General features: G+C 43.1%; 19 protein-coding genes. 3 read left to right on the top strand and 16 right to left on the bottom strand.

Features of this window, described 5'->3' with window-relative positions; genetic code table 11:
- Positions 1 to 275: 275 nt before the first annotated feature.
- From VPNCDNU1_RS06340 to VPNCDNU1_RS06330, 3 genes are all read left to right on the top strand, one after another.
- On the top strand, positions 276 to 1,553 hold the full coding sequence (locus VPNCDNU1_RS06340; RefSeq protein ID WP_104399583.1) for a dicarboxylate/amino acid:cation symporter: 1,278 nt from the start codon (positions 276 to 278) through the stop codon (positions 1,551 to 1,553).
- A gap of 908 nt (positions 1,554 to 2,461) precedes the next feature.
- Entirely contained in the window at positions 2,462 to 3,298 is an 837-nt protein-coding gene (locus VPNCDNU1_RS06335; RefSeq protein WP_104399649.1) for an HAD family hydrolase, read from the top strand.
- Positions 3,295 to 9,060: a condensation domain-containing protein gene (locus tag VPNCDNU1_RS06330; protein WP_104399582.1), complete on the top strand. Its 5,766-nt coding sequence runs from the start codon at positions 3,295 to 3,297 to the stop codon at positions 9,058 to 9,060. The genes VPNCDNU1_RS06335 and VPNCDNU1_RS06330 overlap by 4 nt, the downstream gene beginning before the upstream one ends.
- Positions 9,061 to 9,213: 153 nt before the next feature.
- Here the strand turns inward: VPNCDNU1_RS06330 and pcp are convergent, their stop codons facing one another.
- The 16 genes from pcp to VPNCDNU1_RS06250 all read right to left on the bottom strand — a co-directional run bounded on the left by pcp (position 9,214) and on the right by VPNCDNU1_RS06250 (position 23,357).
- The gene (gene pcp, locus VPNCDNU1_RS06325) at positions 9,214 to 9,852 is read right to left on the bottom strand and encodes a pyroglutamyl-peptidase I (protein WP_104399581.1); all 639 of its coding nucleotides are present in this window, start codon (positions 9,850 to 9,852) and stop codon (positions 9,214 to 9,216) included.
- Positions 9,853 to 9,860: 8 nt separating this feature from the next.
- A complete protein-coding gene (locus VPNCDNU1_RS06320) occupies positions 9,861 to 11,162 on the bottom strand; it encodes a TadE/TadG family type IV pilus assembly protein (RefSeq protein ID WP_104399580.1) in 1,302 nt (433 codons plus the stop codon).
- A gap of 54 nt (positions 11,163 to 11,216) precedes the next feature.
- Complete coding sequence (locus VPNCDNU1_RS06315) at positions 11,217 to 11,858, bottom strand: OmpA family protein (protein WP_104399579.1); 642 nt, start codon at positions 11,856 to 11,858, stop codon at positions 11,217 to 11,219.
- A gap of 2 nt (positions 11,859 to 11,860) precedes the next feature.
- Positions 11,861 to 12,238: a hypothetical protein gene (locus VPNCDNU1_RS06310; RefSeq protein WP_101109883.1), complete on the bottom strand. Its 378-nt coding sequence runs from the start codon at positions 12,236 to 12,238 to the stop codon at positions 11,861 to 11,863.
- A 22-nt stretch (positions 12,239 to 12,260) separates the two neighbouring features.
- Positions 12,261 to 12,803, bottom strand: a complete 543-nt coding sequence (gene tadF / locus VPNCDNU1_RS06305) for a tight adherence pilus pseudopilin TadF (RefSeq protein WP_104399578.1) — start codon at positions 12,801 to 12,803, stop codon at positions 12,261 to 12,263.
- Positions 12,784 to 13,278: a TadE/TadG family type IV pilus assembly protein gene (locus VPNCDNU1_RS06300; protein WP_104399577.1), complete on the bottom strand. Its 495-nt coding sequence runs from the start codon at positions 13,276 to 13,278 to the stop codon at positions 12,784 to 12,786. Before VPNCDNU1_RS06300 ends, tadF begins: the two co-directional genes overlap by 20 nt.
- Complete coding sequence (locus VPNCDNU1_RS06295; RefSeq protein ID WP_104399576.1) at positions 13,268 to 14,110, bottom strand: tetratricopeptide repeat protein; 843 nt, start codon at positions 14,108 to 14,110, stop codon at positions 13,268 to 13,270. The genes VPNCDNU1_RS06300 and VPNCDNU1_RS06295 overlap by 11 nt, the downstream gene beginning before the upstream one ends.
- Positions 14,103 to 14,987: a type II secretion system F family protein gene (locus VPNCDNU1_RS06290; RefSeq protein ID WP_104399575.1), complete on the bottom strand. Its 885-nt coding sequence runs from the start codon at positions 14,985 to 14,987 to the stop codon at positions 14,103 to 14,105. Before VPNCDNU1_RS06290 ends, VPNCDNU1_RS06295 begins: the two co-directional genes overlap by 8 nt.
- The gene (locus tag VPNCDNU1_RS06285; protein ID WP_104399574.1) at positions 14,984 to 15,904 is read right to left on the bottom strand and encodes a type II secretion system F family protein; all 921 of its coding nucleotides are present in this window, start codon (positions 15,902 to 15,904) and stop codon (positions 14,984 to 14,986) included. Before VPNCDNU1_RS06285 ends, VPNCDNU1_RS06290 begins: the two co-directional genes overlap by 4 nt.
- Positions 15,901 to 17,187: a CpaF family protein gene (locus VPNCDNU1_RS06280; RefSeq protein WP_371410775.1), complete on the bottom strand. Its 1,287-nt coding sequence runs from the start codon at positions 17,185 to 17,187 to the stop codon at positions 15,901 to 15,903. The genes VPNCDNU1_RS06285 and VPNCDNU1_RS06280 overlap by 4 nt, the downstream gene beginning before the upstream one ends.
- On the bottom strand, positions 17,187 to 18,416 hold the full coding sequence (locus VPNCDNU1_RS06275) for an AAA family ATPase (protein ID WP_004409257.1): 1,230 nt from the start codon (positions 18,414 to 18,416) through the stop codon (positions 17,187 to 17,189). Before VPNCDNU1_RS06275 ends, VPNCDNU1_RS06280 begins: the two co-directional genes overlap by 1 nt.
- The gene (locus VPNCDNU1_RS06270) at positions 18,416 to 18,934 is read right to left on the bottom strand and encodes a hypothetical protein (RefSeq protein ID WP_101109889.1); all 519 of its coding nucleotides are present in this window, start codon (positions 18,932 to 18,934) and stop codon (positions 18,416 to 18,418) included. Before VPNCDNU1_RS06270 ends, VPNCDNU1_RS06275 begins: the two co-directional genes overlap by 1 nt.
- Complete coding sequence (locus VPNCDNU1_RS06265) at positions 18,931 to 20,259, bottom strand: type II and III secretion system protein family protein (protein WP_104399573.1); 1,329 nt, start codon at positions 20,257 to 20,259, stop codon at positions 18,931 to 18,933. Before VPNCDNU1_RS06265 ends, VPNCDNU1_RS06270 begins: the two co-directional genes overlap by 4 nt.
- 12 nt (positions 20,260 to 20,271) lie before the next feature.
- On the bottom strand, positions 20,272 to 21,063 hold the full coding sequence (gene cpaB, locus VPNCDNU1_RS06260; protein WP_104399572.1) for a Flp pilus assembly protein CpaB: 792 nt from the start codon (positions 21,061 to 21,063) through the stop codon (positions 20,272 to 20,274).
- A gap of 60 nt (positions 21,064 to 21,123) precedes the next feature.
- Complete coding sequence (locus VPNCDNU1_RS06255; protein WP_104399571.1) at positions 21,124 to 21,324, bottom strand: Flp family type IVb pilin; 201 nt, start codon at positions 21,322 to 21,324, stop codon at positions 21,124 to 21,126.
- 593 nt (positions 21,325 to 21,917) lie between these two features.
- Positions 21,918 to 23,357, bottom strand: coding sequence for a glycoside hydrolase family 19 protein (locus VPNCDNU1_RS06250; protein ID WP_104399570.1), 1,440 nt, complete (start codon positions 23,355 to 23,357; stop codon positions 21,918 to 21,920).
- Positions 23,358 to 23,420: the final 63 nt, after the last annotated feature.

Raw genomic sequence — 23,420 nt, 5'->3', positions numbered from 1 at the left:
TTAAGCCATTTATTTCACTTATTTCTAATGCAATGAATCTTTATAAATTATTAGATTCACAGCATGTTTCCACTAAATACATAAATACGTGAATTATAAATTATGGTACAGATATCACTGCATCTCATTTGCATTATGATTTACTCATATGCTATTGAGCTCACACTTTGAGCTCGCCACTGTGAGTAATGGGTTTCTACCCAAATACCTAAGTAATCTCAAAATACTTGGGTATATAACGATATAAAACAAATTTTTTAGGACAAGGAATAAACATGTCGAATACAACGACAAACAACGGCTCATCAGGATTAAACCTGTGGAAACAAATTGTGATTGGAATGGTTGCCGGAGTTGCAGTTGGCGCAATTTTTGGACCAAGTGCCGAGGTTCTAAAGCCTATCGGTACACTATTCATTAATTTGATCAAAATGCTGATCGTGCCACTTGTATTCTGTTCATTGATTGTAGGTATTACATCAATGAAAGACACAAAAAAGATGGGTCGAATTGGCGGAAAGGCCGTTATCCTCTATCTCTCGACGACCGCAATTGCAATCTCGATCGGGTTGGCGCTTGCTACCCTTCTAACTCCGGGTGCTGGTATCAATATCACCGCAACCGAGGCAGTAAGTGCGGCAAAAGATTCGCCGTCATTGGTTCAAACGCTGCTTAACATTATTCCCAAAAACCCAGTCGATGCGCTGGCCTCTGGCAATATTCTGCAAATTATTACCTTTGCCATTGGGCTTGGTGTCTCTCTTACTTTGATAGGTGAAAAAGGTGAGCCTGCCATTCGAGTATTCGAAAGTTTAGCCGAAGGCATGTATAAGCTCACTTCATTGGTTATGAAACTTGCTCCTTTTGGCATTTTTGGCCTTATGGCATGGGTTGCGGGGAAATATGGGTTAGATGTGTTACTGCCGTTAGGAAAAGTCATATTGGCCGTATACATCGGCTGTATTATTCACGTGGTTGTGTTCTACAGTGGTTTGATTACCGTTGTAGGCAGATTAAGCCCTATTCAATACCTGAAAGGCATTGTTAACCCAGCAACCGTGGCATTCACCACCACTAGTAGCTCCGGCACTTTACCAGCCACAATTAAGTCTGCGCAGGAAGAGCTTGGCATTTCAAAGAGCGTATCCAGTTTTGTATTGCCTTTAGGTGCCACAATCAACATGGATGGTACAGCACTCTACCAAGGTGTTTGTGCTTTATTTATTGCTCAGGCATTTGGTGTCACACTTGAAACCTCCGATTACCTGTTGATCATCCTAACCTCAACTCTGGCATCTATTGGTACGGCAGGTGTCCCTGGTGCTGGATTGATTATGCTTTCACTCGTTCTAACAACCGTAGGTCTACCGCTTGAAGGCTTAGCCATTGTTGCAGGCATCGACCGTATCCTAGATATGGCTCGCACAAGCGTAAACGTGTGTGGTGACCTAATGGTCTCGACGCTTGTCGGTAAAAGCGAAGGCGAGTTAGATGAAAAGGTATACAACCAAACAGCCAAAGCGGATATTTCCTCAGAAGCTTCCCAAGCCTAGCTTTTAAGTGACATGTCCAAGCAGCTAGCTTGGGCATAACTCCTACGCTTTTAGGTTACTTAACCTATAAAAAATATCGAAAGACGCCGAAAAGGTGTCTTTTTTTTGCTTCCTCAAAATCATTATGACTTCGCTTCAACCGATTTAATGTCAAATTGAATATGGGAAAAAACATTACGTGCATCTGTTCCAATTTCTTAAAACCCACCATGCATTTCTTTATTTAGGAGATAATATGAGTCTAATATCATAAATTATTATTGATTTTTCAAAGAAAAAAACGGCACACGCTTTATTCACAATAAGTTAGCGCATTAATTCATATTTAACTTGCGAGTATAATTGGATAATTAAAATAAAAATCAACGCATTACATAATATCGTTCATTATATGGTGTCGAATTTAAAATTAATGAGCTGTTCACTGTAGGAAAACATTAAGAGAATGAAATCGAGCTAAATAAGAAATAACTTTCAAGATATAGGTCAAATAATTATAGCTTTATAAGAGCACTATCAAATGCTGAATGCAAGACTGTATAAACAATCTCTTTAATGACAATAATTTTAAATACTCAAATATTGGAATTACATGTTCATTATTCCCATTATTGAGCCAAGTTATACAGAGTGCTATTTAGGGATTTTTTTCAGCAAAAAATATGATTACTATCTCCTGAAATAAAAAGCGCTACGAAATTAAGTGCATAAAAAACCTTATTAAATCATATAATTACAAATATTTATTTTGTAGCTCGAATAATTTCCGATTTGGTTCACGAGTTAAATAACAAGCCACGTATTAATTTAATCCTAATTGGGATTGCAAAATTATAAGGTCAATGACCACCACCGCTAAGCGTACATTGCAACTGGCGAAGGATAACTATATCTACAGGTTTATTATTATGATCGTTAACGGCAACACAATTAAAGCGATAGTTACGGATCTAGATGGCACATTACTAGACCCAACGGGGGAAATTACAGACTATACAAGCTGTATTTTAACTAGGCTTTACGTCAGTGGTATTGAAGTTATATTAACAACGGGGAGGCATCCAAGAGACGCTTTCAAGCCGCTAAAGCCACTTGATTTTTCACCAACAATATTAGGCTGCAATGGTGCATTAGAAGCACAAACGAATGAATTGGCTTACGCACAAAACATTACCTTTCCTCATTCGACATATCAACAACTCTTAAGGTTTCTGTCCGGTCCAAATACTCATGTTAGTGTATTTGATACTGATGGCTGGCACGTCAGTGAAGTCAATCACAACGTCAGTGCCTATTCTTCTAAATTTCAATTCCCTTATTTTCTTCACCGACCAAAGCATCTTCTTTCTTTAAAAGCAAATAAGCTTCTTGTATCCACCTCTCATGACTCAATAGAGGTAGAAAGAAAACTAAGAAGCCTTTTCGAAAATGAATGTGAAATCACCCTTTCGGCTGATCACTCTCTTGAAATCAGCCCAAAATACGTAACGAAAGCCACCGCCGCTGATCGGCATTTATCCTTGAAGGGCATCGACCTAGAAAAAGAAGCGATAGCATTTGGTGACGGTATGAGTGATGAGTCCATATTAAAAACCGCAGCGCTTGGTATTGTAATGCAAAATGCCATGTCAGATTTGCCTCGTCGACTCCCTAATCCTTTATTTACGCAAAGCAACGCAAACGATGGCGTCGCGAAGTTTCTCATCAAGTTCTTCAATTTGTCACTTAGGGGGAGCTACGCATGAAATCGATTGCAACGCCATACGAGCTGAATGTCTTCATTGAGGCACAAAACGAACCAAGCAACATGCTATCCAATTCGTTTGTTACGTTCGATTTGCAAGGCGACGTAGACCAACAAGCTTTGATTGAATCGATACGTACGGCTTTCCAAGCTGAAAACTTCCATTGCCATTATCAGCTCAAAAACAACAAGCTCTATAAAACTCAAATATCTTCACCAGTCAGCATTGAGTTTTACGACTTCACCAATAAACGGGATCCTAATGCAGAATACCGAATCGTATTGGATCACTACTACTTCAATAAAATCGACCCATGTGAAGGAAGGCTATATAAAGCCTGTGTACTGAAGTTAGCCGATGAGACTTTCAAAGTTATCACCATGTGCCATCAAATAGCGCTAGATGGTACAGGTTTCGCGCTGTTTCTCGACATCATTAAAAACGAGTACCAAAGGCAAACCAAAACTAACTGTATCGACTGCGATGTTGAATTAGACGCTAGCTGCTCATGCCAATACCTTCACCTATCAGAAGATAAAAAGGACGATGCCTGCAAAATTTGGGAGCAAAAAGTCCTCTCTCGTTCGCTCACAGCTAATTTCCCTGTCTTATCAAGAACGACCAGCCGGTTAACTCAAACCAGTATTCTTTCCTTACCTTCTGAGTTCAGCGACGAAATTAAATCGTTTTGTAGAGAAAACGCCTTAACACCTCACCTATTTTTCAAAGCGGCATACGCCTTGCTAATTGGTCGGCTAGCGGATCAGAACCTCATTGGTGTGACTTCACCTATGGATATGAGAGGCGAAGAATCGAGGCAAACCCTCGGTTGTTTTGTTAATACTCGTCTCGATATTTATGATCTCGAAGAAAGCCAATCCCTTGAAGCGTATTTTGATGATGTAAAATCGTTTAACCAAGCAGTTCAATCCTATAAAGCGCTCCCCTACCGAGATCTGATCAATAAGCTGAATGAGTCTTCTGAAACAGATGTAAAAGAACCCACCAACGTAGCCTTCGGCTCAACAATGGGCATCAATGATAATTTTGAACTTGCAGACAGAGTCACTCTCGCCTTCAACTACGAGTTAATGGAGCTTAACACCAGTATTCAATTGCTCTTTTGTGATTCCAACGATTCGCGTTTCAGCTTCCGATTCGACTACGTAAAAGCTCAGTTTGAAAGTGGGGTATTTGAAAACTTTTTGCAGCGCTTTGAATATCTACTCCATCAGATCATGATTTCAATGGACAAATCAGTCGGCAGCGTATCCATCTTGCTAGAACACGAACATCAATTCTTCAAACAACAGAACAAGACGGAACAATCCGTTTCTAGCGTTTCATTGGCTAAGCACGTACACAGGTGGATAACAGAAACACCAAACAATGTTGCTCTTATTGATGATACTTCCCAGCGCAAGTACACCTACAGAGAACTCCACCAAAGTATTGCCGCATATGTTCGATACTTTAACCAATTTCGACCGCTCAACCATTGGGGAAGACCCGTTGCGATTGACTTAGATAGCTTATCTGAAACGGTGATTGCAATCGTCGCCACTCAATATGTCGGGCTACCTTATACGTGCCTCGATAGGGAAGAGTCGGACGAGCGCAAACGAGCTATCGTCGAGCTGCTATGTCCAATGACGATTCTTGGGAAAAACAGCGTACACCTTGATAAGCACAACAAAACTCAAGCTTGGATTTCTCCGATTGAAGACGATCTAGAGGCGGTCATCCTGCCCTTACCCGATTCATTCCCTACAAGTAATGTAAGCCAATTTATTTTTACTTCTGGCGTAATAGATTCACCAACAGGTATCGCTCTTTCACATGAAGCTCTGCTCAGCCGCATCATCCCTTCAACCACTGTACCCATTGGTGAGCGAATTCTTCTCTCTTCTAATGAAGCCTTTGATTCCGCCACATTACAGCTCTGGACAGCTCTAACTCACGGGAAAACATTGGTGGTATCGGCAAGACGAACAATCCACTACCCCGATAAACTAAAATCGGTCATCAACGCCTATAAAATTGATCACCTATACCTAACAACAGGGTTGATGGAACGGTATATCCAGTCTTACCCGGACGACCTCTTTCAAAGCATCAGTACACTTGTGTTTAGTGGAGACGCGGTTTCAGCTAATGCCGTTTCCAAAGCTTTGGACAACAATATACCCAATATCATCAATCTATACGGACCAGCAGAAACATCCGTCTACGCTACCGCTTTGACATGCCAACCTCACCATGCAGAGCAACAACGAATTCCAATTGGGAAAGTCTGTGACAATACCTGCGTTTATTTGGTTGATAAAAAGGGCCGATTGGTGCCAAAAGGCGTCACGGGAGAAATCCTCATTGGCGGCAGTGGGCTTGCAGACGGGTACTTAGGGCAACCTCAACTCACCACTTCCCGTTTCATAGTCACGGATATTCCTGAGCTGAATGTGGGTGGAGTTCGAGTCTATAAAACGGGTGATCACGCCTATTGGGGGCAAGACGGCTATCTTTACTTCTGTGGCAGAAAAGATGATGAAATAAAATACAAAGAACACCGCTTTAATCTGAATGACATTCAAGCCGCGATGGAAAGAATAGAAGGCATCGCTTCAGCGGTTGCCACTTTACTCCCACAAGAAAACAGAAAGGTATTGGCGGGCTATTACGTTGCTCACTCTCCAATTCCCCCCACTTCAATCAAAACGCTTCTTGAAAACATACTCCCTACGTATATGCAGCCAGCGTTTTTGGTGCAACTCGACGCTTTACCACTAACACAAAATGGCCAAGTCGATCGCAAGGCTTTGCCTATCCCTACCACAGAATTTGACGATGATTTACGTCACCTTACCAGCATCCAGAGACAACTTTTGTCGAAGGCATGCTCTGTCTTACAACTTACCTCTTTATCCATTAAGGATGACTTTGTAAGCAGAGGTGGAGATTCTGTCTCTGCTATAACACTATCCGTTGAAATGGAGTCTATCGGCATGAAACTCGACACCATAGATATAATGAAACATACCGTTTTTTCAGAAATGTCAGAACACATTAAACATGAAGCGCTCACACAAATCGTTCGCGGAGAAACAACCGGCGTCATTGATCTATTACCCGCGCAGCAATGGTTTTTTGAACAAAACTTCATGCAACCAAACCACTATAATCACGCGGTTACACTTTCACTGCCAACTGATGTCTCCTGCGCTCGTATGGAGCAAGCACTCTTACGGTTAACAGAGCACCATGACATCTTCCGAACTCGATTCAACAAAACATTCGAAACGGGTAAACAAGAACTCATCGATACTCATGAAGACTTGTTTTCATTCGCAGAGGAATCGTTCGCCAATTACGAAGAACTCGATATCTACTTGGCGGGGCTTAATGAAACGTTCGACCTAGAATCCGGTGCAGGCGTTATGTTCAAAGCCGTGCTTTATCGTATTAGAAACGAAAGCACTATCTATCTGTACTTGTGTGCCCATCATCTAATTGTTGACTCAGCCTCTTGGCACGTCATCGCTAGAGATCTTCAAGCACTGTACGATGGAGGCTGTGATACCAAACTGCCTAACTACTCCGGTGTGCAAATTTTTGCGCAAAGTTTAAATGCCCAGTTAGAGCGAATTTGCAAAAATGAAACGCCATACTGGCTTAAAAGTGACAGTTTCAGCCCTAAGTGCCGACCTAACGTTCAATCTCGCGTTGAGAACATTACGGTCGATGAACGTGTCACGGCGCAGTTGTTATCGGATGCAAATACACCCTATCGAACTAGCCCTCGTGAATTACTGCTGACGGCACTTTCAAATATATTGATTGAAAGAGGTGAAAATACCGAAGTTCTGATGAGAGGGTGTGGCCGACAAGAGCTCGCGAGCAATGTAAAAGTGGACGATACCATTGGTTGGTTTACCAGTATTTTTCCATTAAAACTGCCATCAACGAAAACCAACTTCAGCCAGCAAATTAAAAACGTGAAGGAATGCTTCCGAAGCGTTCCTGAAGAAGGCTCAAACTATCTTCATCTTGCTTATCATCACCCTGACAATGGTATTCGTCGCCGTCTACAAAGCAGGTTAAATGCTTCCATAAGTTTCAAATACCTAGGGCAATACAACTCTATATGCGACAACCCAAATAAGTGGAATATGGAACTCTGTAACCTAGGCTATATGGTTGGGGAGAGGAACAAACCACTAAGAGAAATAGAAGTGGTGTGCTGGATCTTGGAAGGCAAACTCCACATTCAGTTTGAAGTCACCAGCTTGCAGATAAACCTAACTTCGTTGATGTTGAATTTTGCTGATGAAGTTAGAGCAATTGTCGCCCACTGTACCGACACAGAGACCAAGAACACATTAACGCCTTCTGATTTAAAGAACGTTACGTTGAATCAGCAACATATTGAAACCATAGAAAGTAAACTGGGTTCTCTCAGCGCTATTTACCCAGCAACGCACGCTCAACGTGAGCTTCTTTACTCCAATAGAGTCAATCGCGATTTCCAAATTGGTCAGGAATATTTCAAATTATTTGGCACCTTAAACACAAGCGCTTTTCAACAAGCTTGGGATATTGCGTTAAAACGTCACGACATATTAAGGGCCGTATTTTGTGACGCCTTCGAAAAGGGCAAGCCCTTGGTCATCGTGCCAGAAAACAGCAAGATGCCGATAAAATATGAAGATTGCACCAGCATTTCTGAAGATGACAAAGATGCAGAAATGACACAACATCTCGTGATAGAAAGAAGACGAGAAATCAGTGAGGTGTCCTCACCGTTGATGCGTTTATGGTTAGGCAACTTTGGTAATGACGAACATGCCATGATCTTTACCTATCACCAAGTGCTTTTCGACCAATGGTCTATGCAGTCATTCCTCGCCGAAATAATGAGAGACTATGAATCCTTACTGCTAGGGCGTGAACCCGATATTACACCATTGAGCTTTGAACCTTTTGTTCATTACATTCATGACTATCAGAATGACAGCAAAGCACGAGCATTTTGGCGAAACTACCTGAAAGGCGCACCAAAAAATCTGCGTCTACCCAGATCAGCTGATTCGCTGTGTGATAACCCGATTCGTATGCAAAATATCAACATGCAGCTCACCGATATGGAGAGCGGACAGATAGTCGCAAGAGCTCGGGAACATAGCGTGACCACCAATCAAATGTGCCAACTTGGCTGGGCGCATACCTTAAGTAAAATTACAGGGAAAAAAGACATCGTATTTAATACGACTCTCGCAAAGAGACCGTCCAGCATCCCTGATATTGACCGTATGATTGGTGTCTTTTCTGCAACGCCTCCATTACGCATTAATGTCAATGGTGATGTATCGAAAGCGCTGTCGCATATCGCCGAAACCAGCGCAGATCGATTGGAGTATGGCTTTCTAGATTTAAATGAATACGATGAAGAATGGGTGCCAACCATACATGGTGGAACACTGTTTGTTTTTAATAGCCAAACAGGTCGCGAGATACAGCCAACCTCCTCCCAAACGAAAAACTTAATCTCGGAACAATTAGGCACCGTGAGTGGCACAAACCACCAAGTCATCATGTCCGTTACTTCGGGGCATGCGATGTCGTTTAACCTCTTCTTTGACTCCACTGAAATCAGTGAAGAAGTGGCGAATCTTATTGCAAATGAGTTTCTCTCATCCTTGTTAACACTTTGCGACAACGATTCGCTTGATGTTGGAGCCTTATGCTCAATAGCAAAAGCATTCTAACTACTAGGGTCTGTTGACCTTAATCTAAGCAACATGCTTAGATACACAAAAGCCAGCTCAAACAGCTGGCTTTTCTATTTTCTATTTTCTATTTTTTTATTTTCTATCAAATGGCGGACGCGTTAGATATTGCTTGAAAGGTTAACAGACCAACTAGCAAATCGTTCCTTCCGACACTTTAATGTCCCGGGTATGGTCTATGCACGCTTGCGCCATAAGCGCCAAACCTTCAACAATCGTATTTAAAGGCATGCCGGGCATATTTAATTCTTCCGCTTGCTCAGGCAAGAGTGGGATATGAACAAAGCCATGGCGGATATTCGAGTCAGAAAGGAAGTGCTGAACCCCATAGAAGAGATGATTACAAACGTACGTTCCTGCTGTATTCGATACTTTCGCGGGCACACCATTTTCATTCAAAACTTGGCATATTGCTTTAATGGGCAGAGTGGAAAAATACGCATCAGGGCCGTCTGCCACCACGGGCTCATCTATCGGCTGTAAACCACCATTATCTGGAATACGGAAATCATCAACGTTAATTGCTACCCTTTCCGGTGTGATGGCATCCCGCCCCGCCGCTTGTCCTACCGTGATAACAATGTCTGGATTATGTGCTTGAATAGCCTGCTTCACCATGTCGACCGATTCGTATCTCACAACAGGAACCGCACAGGTAACAATTCGCCCCTTGTTGAGTTCCCTACCCTCCAGCTGTTTAACGGCTTCCAAAGCTGGATTTATTGAGGCTCCACCAAAGGGTTCAAAGCCTGTGATCAAAACGGTTTTCATAAAGTTCCTTATTTAAGGTGTCCGATTTCCTCTGTAATCAAGTCGAGGATTTTACTCTTTATTTCTGCTTTATTCTCAGCTTTATAAAGATTGTCGGCACCAACACACTCCTTAAGGGCGCGGTTTTTCTCAGCATCGTACGCAAAACCTATTGCGGCTATCTTTGATTTAATCTTTCTACCGTCCTTTGTTTTCCCTTTAGAGAGCTCTTTTCGGATGGTGTCGCAGTAACCTAAATCAACCAACTTCTGGTGAACCGTAGCATTGTTGATATTGGCAATATTGGAATCATCACCGTCAGAAAGGACGATAATCAAGCGCCTGGCATTTTTTCCTTCCTTCAACAGCTGCGCCCCACGAATAATGGCTTGGTAAGAAGCCGTTCCCCAATAGGCGACAAAGCCGTTTAACTTAGAATTGAAATCACTGAATTTTGGTGTCAATTCGATTTCTTTGTCTCGTGCCCAATTAGGTTGGTGAACACAATTCGAACTGCCTTTTTCTACAAAAATTTGCTTGGCGGTTTTTGAATAGTTGATTTCATGTGGTCTTAACTTTTCCCACGAATAGCGCTTGCTTTTCCTAACCAGCTGACTCATTTCGCAGTAGCGATTTGTCCCGCGAATTTTAGCTTTGATCGCAGACCGAAAGGGCACGATACCTACTGTATTCACGTACTTTCGGTTGTTTTTATCGTTGTAGTCTTTCAGCTTTTCATTCACTTCTACAATGATATCTTTCAAATCTTCCACTTTCGATTTGTTACCGCCACTCCACCCCTTATTCATTGAACCAGAAAAATCCGCTGCATAAATAATGTCTACGGCGTCCCCTTCAAACTTCTGTGAAGTGGCAGCGCTGCTCACTATGACTTTGCCATCGAACCCACTTGCGGGATCGCCACTTGTGAAGAAAGTAGTATGATCATAATCCGCTCTCACATGAAATTGGATATACCTCTGTTCGCCCTTTTTAATGCCTGCTTTGCACTCTGGAATTTGCTCGCACTCCAAACGCGTGATCTTGAGGTTTTTAACTTTGGTGGTATCCCCCATATATGCCCCAATATAATCGGTAGCTATCTTGCGATTAACAGCACTCCCACTTCCGGCTCCTGCACTGTCTTTATTACTTGCGTCTTTGGCGCTTAACGCTAATGCAGCCACTTCCGTCGCGTTATCAATTCGTGCTTTGGCCTGTAATGCATAAGCGCCGTCTGTCGCAAGCACAAAGAGCCCAAAAAGGGCAGGAAGGGCAATCGCAAATAAAATAGCAGCGTGACCGCGCTGTTGTTGTAATGATGAACGCATAACTGACTCGTATTGATTGGAGTGATGTATGGGGCGATTAACAGATGAAAGCGACTACTGCTTGATTTCGACACGTCGATTCAACGCTCTGCCATTGTCAGATTGGTTACTTTGAACAGGTTTGGTTTCGCCTTTAGACGTTAAGGTTAACAAAGACTTATCAACACCTTGATTTTCGAGATACTCTGCGACGGTCTCAGAACGTTTCAAACCTAATGTCATGTTGTAGCTTTCACCGCCTATATTGTCGGTGTGCCCTTCTACGACCAAGCTACTTTGGTTTGTTGAAATCTGTTTGGCGATGGTATTGAGAATGTAGCGTGATTTCTGCGTCAATTTAAACTGATCAAAACCAAAGAAAACCCGAGCAATTACCTGAGATTCATTCACGAATTGCAATGTACTATTGGTCAGCAAATATTCACTGCACTCTTTATCAATGCCGCTAGACACAATTTGTTGGGTAATAAATGCTTGAGTCGCAGGCTCTTGGTCTAGCTGTTCAATTTGATAGAAGGGACCCTGATTGATCGCTAGCCGTGTTCCCTGCCCAACTTCAATCTTTTTCTCGTACTCAATGTTCTCTCCACCACAGTAGAAATTTAACGCGTGAGTTTCACGTTCAGTTGCATTCGCAGCCAGGGACGAAATGGACAAAATAGTCGCAGCGAAGATAGGCGTAAGAAGTTGTGTCATGATTATTTTTCCTTGGTATTGCTATCGATCTTTTTCAGCAACTTGGCCGCAAAATCTTCGAGCTTAGAATGAGAATTAAAAGTGTGCTGAGTTTCGATCACTTCTGGAATCCGACGTGGAAGATACGTCGCCATATAGACACCATCGCGATCATGGATGTAATCAAATTCACCCGTAAATGTTTGCTGACTGTCCGAAATATCAACAATAACAATCTCTTTTGTCTCCAAATCTTCCTGAAGAAATAAAGAGTTAAGATTTTCCACCCAGTTTTTTTGAGTATCATTGCTTCCGTCTATAAAGATGTAGGTTTCGGAAGAGTATGCGTTTGTTGTGGCCAACAGAGTGAGCAAGCCAGCACAGAGAAAATGAGTTTTCATTCACTGTTTCCAATATTTAGATTTAACGACCCAGCATGACGGAAGACGAACTCACCGTAGTAAAACTGTCGCCAATAATCGAACCAAACCAATTGTCCGTTTCGTAACATAGGGTAATGCGGTACAACGTCGCCTGACGTTCCCACGAGGTGACGACAGACAAATGAGAGAGTTCACTAAGTGGTTGAGTGACGTTACAAACCTGACCGCCGATGGCATATCTTTTTAATGGGTTCGGTTTCTTAATGCCTTTAAAAGTCAGCTCTTCTACTAACGCCCCAAATTGGTTTTCATTGAAACTTCCCATGGTACGACTCAAGGAATTTCGACCAATAGTGACAATGGCATTCGCTTCAGAACGGGTGATTTTGTAGTTGTTTCCGTATAGCTGCGTACGCTCTTTCAAGACGTTGACCAAGGAGTAAGAAAGCCTATCTAGCTTTCCTTTTGCCGATATCTTTAAAATCACATCAGCGCTAAACACCAATAACAAAGAAACAAAAGCACCAACAATGGCAAACTCCACAGAAAAATTGCCTTTCTGCTTAGATTTTAAATTTGTCACGTTCGTATTCCTGAATAACAATAACTTCCCGGCGAAACAACGAGCTGTTGTCCATAAACAAAGTGAAGATTGGCGAAAATTCATAATCCAATCGATACACGGCAATGGCACTGTTGCTCTCTTTTCCGCAAGTTGCCAGTGGGGTATTTTTGGGGATCTTACAAGGGGCTTTGTGACGCTCTAAATCACTAACGGATGACAGATATTGAACAGACATTCGCAGCTTGGATTGGTCGATCACTTTTCCCCACACACTGCCACTATTATTGATGACATTCTGGAAAACTTTATCGTAGCTCTGCTCGCTCTTTTTGGATTCTCTCGCGGCTTCCGAAATCGTGATATCGGTGACAGCAGAAACAAAGGACATGTAACTCACCTCCACCCAGAACATGCACATCATCCAAAACGCCATGAAACCAAGCGCAAACTCGATAGACGCAACGCCTCGTATTCGCTTCTTGCTACCCTTCATGGCTTATTTCACTCGTCTTGGTATGGCTAACCTTGGAATCAATCACCTTGGCATCGTTCACCTTGACGTCATCCGCCTTAAATTCTCCGATAGCCTTGCTGTCTTTCAGCGCACGGTAGCGCTCGAATATTTCTTGATCCGATAGCTCGCCTTTCGACATATCCTTGATGTAAGAAACATTGCCAATCTTTGCCATGGCTAACGTTAAGTTGGCTTCTATCTGTTTGTCCGCTTTGCCTTTTAAATAGATAGGCAATAGCAGTTGCACCGCTTTTTGGTAATGACCTTCAACGATGTTTAAAACAGCCAGATTGTTCTTAATTTTGATGTCGTCGTACAAGTTGGTTCTAGCAGACGTGAAGTATTGCCTTGCTTCTTTCAAGTCGGAATTTGCCGCGCAAATCATGCCCAACAAGTTCTCTATTTCAGCGTTGTTAGGTTTCAACTCATAAGCTTTTAATGCCTGAGTTTTTGCTTTACGAAATTGACCAAGGGAATAGAGGCTTTTCGCTTCGATAAGAAGAGGTTCTGCATGGGCTTCTTGACCCATGTTTAATGGCGAAACAAAGAAAAGTGCCGATTCCGGATCACCAGAATTTAAGTAAGCCAGCGCTAATTTCATGCGCGTTTGACGGTTTTCACTCTTGGAAAGTTGCGCTTTATAGTACTCCACCAATTTTTCATGGTTTCCCGACTGTATTAGCAGCGTTTCTTCTTCAATCAGTGACGTTGGCTCGGGCTGGGTAGCACATCCAGACAACACGGAAATAGCCAATAGACACACCGTTACACGGCTATGGTGGCAAACACGAGCAAAGGATTTTTTAAACATTGGACATCATCCTCATCACACCAGGTGCGGCAATCAGAATCACCACTGGCATCATAATAAATAGGATTAGGGGAACCGACATTTTGGCGGCGAGCTTGCCGATTTTTTCTTCCATAGAAAGCATGGTGACATCGCGGATATCGGCCGCTAATGTCGTGAGAACACCGTAGATAGATGTACCGTAATGCAGGCTTTGCTTTAATGTCATGGTAAAGCTGCGCATTTCGTTGGTCGGTACTTGGTCGTACAGCTCGTCGAGCGCTTTATCTAAGCCAACAATGCGTGAACGGTCATTGGTATTTTTCAGCAACTGGGCTAAGTCTTTATCGAAACCGGACATTTCTTTCGATAAGTACGTCATGGCGGCTTCAATCGTCATACCGGTTTGAACGCAAACGGCTAGCAAATCAAGCAAGTAAGGGAGTTGACTCGACAATTTCTCTCTTAGCGCTTTCATTCTGGAATTGAGATACGCATCTGGTGCGATCAAACAAAATACAACCCATACCCCTATGGCGATAAAGCCTGAATTTTGTTCCCAACCTAGATGCCTCGAAAGGAAATAAAAACCAGCAGCGCCACCAATTAATAGGGTAAATTTGGCTGGAATATAGAGGTTTGCGTATTTGAAATGATAAAAACCTGCCGCATAAAATTTGTCGGCGACATCGTTATCGCTTTTAGAAAAAAGAGATTCGACCTTGTCCAATAGCTCTACAAATAACGGCTTCTTTGCTAAAGGTTCGTCAATGGTCGTAAAGTGTTTCATTCGCTTGGATTTATCGAAATGGCTATATAGAGCGTAAGCAGAAAACGCCAAACCAAACACAATCAAAGAGAGAAACAGAAAAAGCTCAAGCTGAGAATTCAACATCATTTCACCGCCTTCATGAGTATCCAAACAATGGTGATCCCAATAAATTCGCTACCCAATACGTAATAGAGAATGGGGCGTCCCTCTGGGTTGAACATGACAAACTCGTAGTTTTCAGGGTTCATGTACTTGAGCATCAAAATGAAGATAAATGGAATTGCTGCAACAATTTTGGCGGACGTTCGTGCCTCGGACGTCAAAGCAAACTTCTTCTTTTCAATTGCTCGCGCATCAAACATCAGTCTGTTGAGGCGCATAATGATGTCTTTTAATTGACCACCACGTTGCATGTTGGCACGCAAGGTAATAACGAAGAAGTAGAACGACGGATACGGAAAACGGTTACACGACTTGGCAAAAACCGTGTCTGGCGATTCTCCAAGCTGTAGCCTCTCCCCCATCACTTTAAACTCTCTGCCCACTTCCCCTTCTAAGTTCTTCCCCACAAAAGAAATAGCGTGCATGATACTTTCACCCGCACTAACCGCACTTGCTAACATGTTGAGTGCGTCAGGGAAGGAATCTTCAAACTGGTTCCGCTCTCTCTTTTGTAACCAATGGAGACCAAACGCAATCCCTACCACTTCAACAACGGCAATCACAATCAATTGATTGCCTCGAACAAAGTTTTGATTGAAATACAAACCGGCCAGAACCAATACGATACAAAAGCATATCGCTTTAATTTCAGGTAAGGCGCCAAGCTGCCTACGCGTTGTTTTTACATAGCGGCGGAGCTTTTCTGAGATGGATTCATTGGTTAATGAATTTAGGTTGACCGCCTGCTTATCGCCATCCATGGAAGAGACCAAAATGGTTTGGTTTAATTCTTCCAAATATGGATTGGATTTAGACGTTTGGTTACGATTGAGCAGGATAATACATACCCCACCAACCAAAAGCGCTATCCAATAGATCATGACAGTTGCCCTAGCTGAAAGGCTTCGTTCAGTTGGCTTTCTAGGCCAAAAAATCGCGCCTTTTCCACCAAAACAGAACGTTGCATCAAACCAGCTGTGATGAAATTGCCTTTGATTTTCCCATCGTCGGCATGTTCGCCTGCTGCTTGAAAGCGGAAAATTTCTTCGAGAACAACACTGCTGCCTTCCAAACCAACAACTTCGGAAATGCTCATCACTTTACGACTTCCGTCGTGCAATCGGCTGATTTGGATAACCAAATCTACGGCACTGACAATGGTGCGCCGGATAGCTTCCAGTGGCAGGTTATTGGTTGCCATCATCACCATGGCTTCAACACGAGCAAGGGCATCGCGTGGAGTATTGGCGTGCAATGTAGACATGGAACCGTCGTGCCCTGTATTCATCGCTTGAAGCATTTCAAACGCTTCACCACCACGACACTCACCCACGATGATTCTATCGGGGCGCATACGTAAAGAGTTAATCACCAGCCCTCGCTGATCAATCTCCCCTGTTCCTTCAATACCGGCTTTTCGCGTTTCGAGCCTGACTACGTGCGGCTGCATCATTTTAAGTTCAGCCGCATCCTCAATGGTAACGATGCGCTCTTTCTCAGAAATAAACTGAGACAGCGCATTCAGCATGGTAGTTTTACCCGAACCCGTACCACCAGAAATCAAAATGTTGAGTCGGCAACGCGAGGCAATCATCAGAAGCTTTGCCATTTCCGCGCTCATTGCCCCAAAGCCAGCAAGTTGTTCTAAGCCAATGCTCTGTTTCTTGAATTTACGAATGGAAATCGACGTGCCATCAATCGCGATAGGTGGAATAACAATATTGACTCGGCTTCCGTCTTCTAATCGCGCATCACACGTCGGGGAAGAATCGTCCACTCGGCGACCCACGCGTGACGCAATACGCTTGGCGATATTAAGCAACTGGGTTTCATCGATAAACGTGACTGGCGATTTTTCTACAAGCCCGCCTCGTTCAATAAACACGTCTTTGTGGCCATTGATCATGATGTCACTGATGGATTCGTCATCCATAAGCGTTTGCAATGGTCCTAACCCGTGCAATTCATCAACTAGGCTTTTCACAAACTCTTCGCGAACAATAGTGGCAACAGACAGGTTCTGACGTTCGATCAGTACATCTATGGCGTTCGCTAATTGTTTGCTGAGTTGGCTTTTCGTTAATGTGGTCACCGCTTCGGCTTCTAGCGCTTCGAAGATTTGCTCACGAATAGCGATATATATGGATCTGGATTGGTCTATCATCACGCTCTCTTCACTAGGCGTTTAAATATGCTGCTCTTTTGCGACACTACGGATTCACCCAACATCAGCGACGTTAGCTTATGAATGCTCCCACTGATTCCCAGCTTACTGTCACACAGTCGCTTGCCATCTAGGATCAATTCGCCCGCTTTCGGTTCATAAGGGAATTCCACATCAATGGGCTGTTTAAGGAACTTCACTACATCTTGGCGGCTAACGGTGGACGCTTTTTCAGGCATGGTGTAATTAAGAACGGTGATAAAACGCGCAGTGGAGTTCAACGTTTCCATTTTCGCCACCAACGAAGCCATAGCTCTTAGGCACGAAACGGTCGGTTCTATTACCAAAACAACGATATCGCACTCACTTGCCATGTAATCCATATCGGCTTTACTGAACGACGAGCGCGATAAATCTTCAATGATGAAATTGTTTTGATCTGAAAGTTGATCCGACAACGTCCGCGTGTACTCTTTTAGTTGAGTTTCGTTCAGCTCATCCGAATCCACAGACAACAACGACAACATTGGGTTGACTGTTGTGGTCATGCTATGAGCGTACGATGCATCAAGGTTGGCACTCAATGCACCCAATGAAATGGAACGCTTTTTAAAACGTTTCATCCCCAATAAAATATCGAGATTACCGCCAAAGAAACTGTGATCAACCAAGACACAGTTACTGTCTTTTTTGGTGGTCAGTTCATAGGCCATTTCGACAGAAAGTAAGGATGCACCTACCCCTCCTTTTCCCCCAACAACAGCGACTTTCTTGGCGCTTCTGTTTTTGCCTAAGCCACTATTTCGATGACGGTTGTCATTAACGTTTCGAACAAAGTCGATCAATTCCGGTTTAGTCACCGGCCAAAACAGGTAATAGAACCCCATGTCTTTGAGGTGTCGAATGGTTGATATCGCATCTTCACTGCCTATTACGATAACCGACGCATGGTTAGGTAATAAGTGACTGATCTGGCGCATATCTTCCGTCACATTGTCGCTGATATTAAGCTCTACAATGACGATTTCGATGGTCGATTCACGAATGTGCTTGCGTATTTCAGCGTCGGTATTTTCCAACACTGCTGGCGCACTGATCCCTTCAAAGCGGTACGCTTCTTCCACCAAGTTTTTGCATTCTTGGGTTTGATGGAAGAGCACAGAGGTGATTTTTTCTTCCTGCTCGACGGGTGCCTTATCTGTTTTAAGCAGATCAACTAAGTCAAACATTACTGACCCTCACCGTTTTTTTGTGGTGAATTGGTCAACATTTTTTCTGGGTTTTCCATCGACTGCCAGCGCGCATTTTCGGCAAAGCAACCATACTTCACTCCACCATAAGAACCGACTTGCTCGTAATCGCAACTTTCCACTTGCGCTCTATAGACCACCGTTTTGAATTCAAAATCAAAACGCTCGCCAAACCCCGCATCGGTTTGAATGATGCGGATTTGCTCTGGCGATACGCCTTGCTTTTGAAGCTGGGCTTGCGTCTTTTGTGCCCACTTTTTGCCTTCACGCGTTCGCCAGCTAAGCTCAACGGTTTGGTTAACAATGACGTCCCAATGCTCTTTTACAAATTCATCCAGCTTCTTTTGCGCACTCTTTCTCTTGTTTTTTTCAATGTTCAGCGCAATGGAGTACGTTACTGGAACAACATGAATATCGGAGCCTGAGCGTTCAATTGCTTTGTCTGCACAACCGCTTAAAAAAAGAAAGATTGTTGCGACTAATCCTAGATTTCTCATTGCTTAAAGCCTCCGGTAGCCAGAATTTCATTTGCCCATGTTTCGCTCGCCTTTTGGTACTCTTTGTCTAACGCAAAGAAGCGAGACAAGGTGCTGGATTTCTTCATGGTTGGAAGCTGAACTTGAGATGGGTGAATCGGCTTCACTAAATTCACAGTCGCCACAATGATCAGCTCGGTTTTGTTGCGTTTGGTGTCGGATTTTCTGAACAGCGAGCCCAATACAGGAATGTCGCCGATGTAAGGAATTTTTCTCAGCGATTCAATATCTTCTGTGCTCAATAAGCCACCAAGAACAAAACTTTGACCGTCGCCAAGCTCTACCGTGGTTCTTGCGCGACGTGTTTTTAGTGCTGGCAGGTTGTATTTGTCGTTTGAATATTGGGTATCGAGTGAACTCACTTCCGGCATAAGGGACAATTTGATTTTCTCGTCACGCAGTACTTTTGCCATCAGCTCCAAACGAATACCAAATTCTTTAAAACGAACTTCGGTTGTGCCATCACGCACCAAAACGATAGGCAACTCGCCACCCACAAGGAAGCTGGCACTTTCACCAGAAATAACCGAAAGGTTGGGTTCCGCTAGAATCTGCCCGACGGTGTCATCACCACTGGCGCTGATGATAGAAACGATATCATCCGCACTGAAATTCTTGATCATGTCGGCAAAGTTGCCCGCGGTATGCCCTAAGCTGCCGTATTCAACACCAAACTTTTCTAAAAACGAGTGCGATACTTCTGCAATGGAAAGCTTAACGTTGACCTGCTTGGTTGAGGCGACTTCAATATTGTTTACGATGCCCTCAAAATGACGGCGCTTCATAAACTCCATTTCGTATTGGTTGTCACCTAAGTCCCACTCTAGCTGGTAGTCTTCGGACTTTTTGCCCATCAACTCGCCAACCAATATGTTGATCTCGTCTTTTTCTTGCTCAGTCGCTACCACACCACTAAGCACGACTTGTTCGCCTAGATTATAAATGGTGACTTCCGCGTGAGGGTACTTAAGCTGAACTTGTTGCTGAATGTGCACCAAGCTTTTGTTTACGACTAAGTTACGGCTAGCAATGGTTTTGCCCGTTTCATCAAATACAAGCAAAGAGCTCGACCCAAGGGATTTACCAAATACCACTACCTTGTGTTTATCAATAACTTGATAATCCGCCACTTTAGGGTTTGAAATGAAGACTGATGTGATTTCTTGTTCAGTAGATAAGCTTCTGGCTTCACCTTCAGCGAGGTTCCAGATACGGGCAGCTTGTCCGGGAAATGAGGCAAGCAAAGCCACAAAGATAAGCGCGAAGCGCTTAAGCATTAAAAGCATTGAGGTATTCCCTTATTTAATGGCAGATTCGCCAGCGCGGAATTCGGTGATAGAGCGAAAGTCTGCGAGTACGTCACCCGCATCGGCTTGAAGATCTTCTGGAGCGTATTGCCCGATAGATTTATGCACTTCAAGTTCTGAAATTCTTTTGGCAACCGTCAGTTTGGCAACCTGCTTGCGTGTTAGCTCTAAGATAACGCTGACTTTTTGTATATCGGAGTTGTCCACGTCGTCAGATTGAGTAGAAATCGGCTTTTTGATTTGTAATGCCTTAACCCCAATTAACACCGGAGTTATGGACATGGTTCTGCGAAGCGAGTTGTTCGATGCCAATTCACTGTCTGGGAGTGACAAAGCAACCACGTCAATCATGCTTCCATGTGAGATCACTCCGCCAATCACATCGGAAGGCGACACTTCAATCGCATAAGGCACACGATTCGCCGCAATGACATAGTGGATATAACCATCATCTTCTGGATTAATGATGTCGGCGTTATACAACATTTGATTGGCTGGCATGGAAGAGCGGAAAACCGACCCAATCACATGGTCTAGCTCCACATCTTCAGACACTCCATATTCAAGTGCTTCGGATTCAGGGATGTAGCGGATTTTAAGGAGGTCCTGTTTAACAAAATCACCTTTGCTTACCGAAGACTTGAGCACCCACGTTTTCACTTTTGCTTCTTCGACCTTGGCGACTTCGGTCGTTTCGTCGCTTTGACTCAAGCTTCCTGCCAACCCATAGAGACCGAACAGGATCAAAAGAAACGCTGTAGCAATGATAATTTTGTTTTTCAAAAGAAACCTTTATTTTAGATATTAAAATGTGTGCCCTATTGAAGAGCACACTAAAACCTTTTATTGCAATTTAGCTGTAACTTTCGCCATCGCGTCCGTTAGCGCTTTTCCTAGCCCAGTGTTAGTTCCACCAAATACAGTAAAGACAATTCCACTGATCGCAACTGCAATAATTGCGTATTCAATTGCTGTTACACCGCGCTCGTCTTTTTTGATTTTTTCTAGTGTAAGTTGTGCGTTAACAAATAGTTTAGTAAGCATGTTGTTTATCCTTATTAATGAACATCAATAAGAAGTTATTGATGATTTGGGTAATTGGTGTTCATTTTATTGACACAGCAGATTTATTCAACGCACTTCACATTTTTATATGTAAGAACCAGCAATATACACTTACAAAACCTGATCAAATGTCAACAAAACCACCACAATTCAACAAGTTAAAACGCAAAAACACCTTACATAAATAATGACCTAACTCTGACAAAATATTGACGAAACTATGGAAATAAAAATGACATAGAACAAAAAACCATCAAGACATCTCAGTAATTAATATTTTTAACAGTTTGATAATACCGTTTATATTTGGAATGTTAACTTTTTACTCTTATAGATTTAACTCAACAAAAGTACTTAGCGTAATCTTAGGTTGAAAATAAAAGGTAGATATTAAATATATGAATTGAACATATTGGAGGTTTTGTTTAAATGATGGGTAATTTAAAGGAGGTTAATAAAAGACTGGTCTTCAAATCGTAGAATGAAGTAAATATCTTGTTCTTAATAAAAGAAATGTTGGAGTAGGAAAAATATCCCTACCCCAACTTTGTGTTTATAACATATGGGCTTGATTATTGACCGTCTGGAATCACTTGGCCATTCGCATCTGTCGCTCTTACGTTAAAGTGTTTTTCAACACAATTTTCGTAATCACCACTAAACCACGCACTGTATGCAGTTTGGTAGCCGGCTAGCTTACAGCTGAAGCTATGATTCCCCGGAGTATTGGCATCCCAACCCCAATCTTTGTCCCAGTAAATCAACATCGCACCTGCACCATCGGTGTTAAACGCTTTCATGTCTGCACAATCCAGTTTTTCACCTGTGATGTCTAAACCGAGTGTTGCCGTGATTTGCTTGTAGTACTTGATACGGTTCGCAGCTTGAGGCGTTGTTGTGCCTTTGCCACATTCGTATGCACCGTTAATGATTTGAATGGTAGAACCAAAACCGTGTTCAATACCCTGTGCTTTGTCTGCTGCATTTGGCTGCCAAGTACCATCTATAACATGCAACATGCTAGGTTTTGGCGGCTGTGGATACACATAGAAGAACACCGCAGAAGCCAAGTTCAGCCATGTGTCAGCCACTAAAGCAGGATTTTTAAGCAGTACATCTTTATCGCCAAACATGGCTTCAGAGAACGGACCGTAGTTGTAGTTCCAACTTAGCTGTTTCGCACCACGTCCAAAGTAACTTTTTTGTGGTGCACATGGCCAACGTTCACCCGGCCATCCTGTACAAGCATTGTAGGTACCATCGTAAACGTCTTCGGATTTGTAACGCTCACGCAGGAAGTACAAACCTTGACGCCATTCAGGGTTCCCTTTCGCACCATCCCAACCAGGAGCGTGTGCCCCCGTTTCCTGAACGAAGTGCGCAAACATAGTGGCAAGCGAACGCTTACAAATTTCGTCTGAATTTCTACCATCAGTGTAAGTTCGACAGAACGCTGGGAATTTGGCTATGCCTTTTAAGAAATTGACGTAAGTGTATTTTTCATTACGAATTGGGAATAAAAAGTCCCACATCGCTTCATTCACTACCGATTCAACTCTTTGTACGTTTTCTGGGTTTGTTGAAAGAAGTGGCGATACCGCTTCAACAGATGCGTTGTCCAACGTTTGGATATCAGCACGAACCAATTCAAACAGTGGTGTGCTTGTTAAACTGGTTTCACGTGCCAGTAATTCAGAGCGTGGCATCAGGTAACCACCTTTTCCGTCTGGAATCACAGTTTTCCCATTTGGATCGGGGTTCGGCGGATCAATTGGATCGACAGGTGGTTTGCCATCGCAAGGCACTTCTGTCCAAAACCAAGCGCTGGTTCCCGGGGAATCCCATGCGCCAGGGCTGTTTTTCGCTTCATAACAAACGTTGTTATGAATGACGACATCACCATTCGTTACTGTTGTCTTACCCGGTTCCCACGTAACAATCGGTGGTGCAGCCGCCAAAGCGACCGACGAGAATGAAAGTGCTAACGTTAGAGACCCTATTAAACGTTTCATTGAATTTCCTTCTTTCAAAATAATTCGAAAGTAAGCGTAGAACCAACATTTGTATTCGATGTC

Origin of the sequence: Vibrio penaeicida (genome assembly GCF_002933855.1) — a bacterium.
GTDB classification, from domain to species: domain Bacteria; phylum Pseudomonadota; class Gammaproteobacteria; order Enterobacterales; family Vibrionaceae; genus Vibrio; species Vibrio penaeicida_A.
The sequence above is the reverse complement of the archived record's forward strand: the minus strand, read 5'-3'. Positions and strand labels throughout refer to the sequence as shown.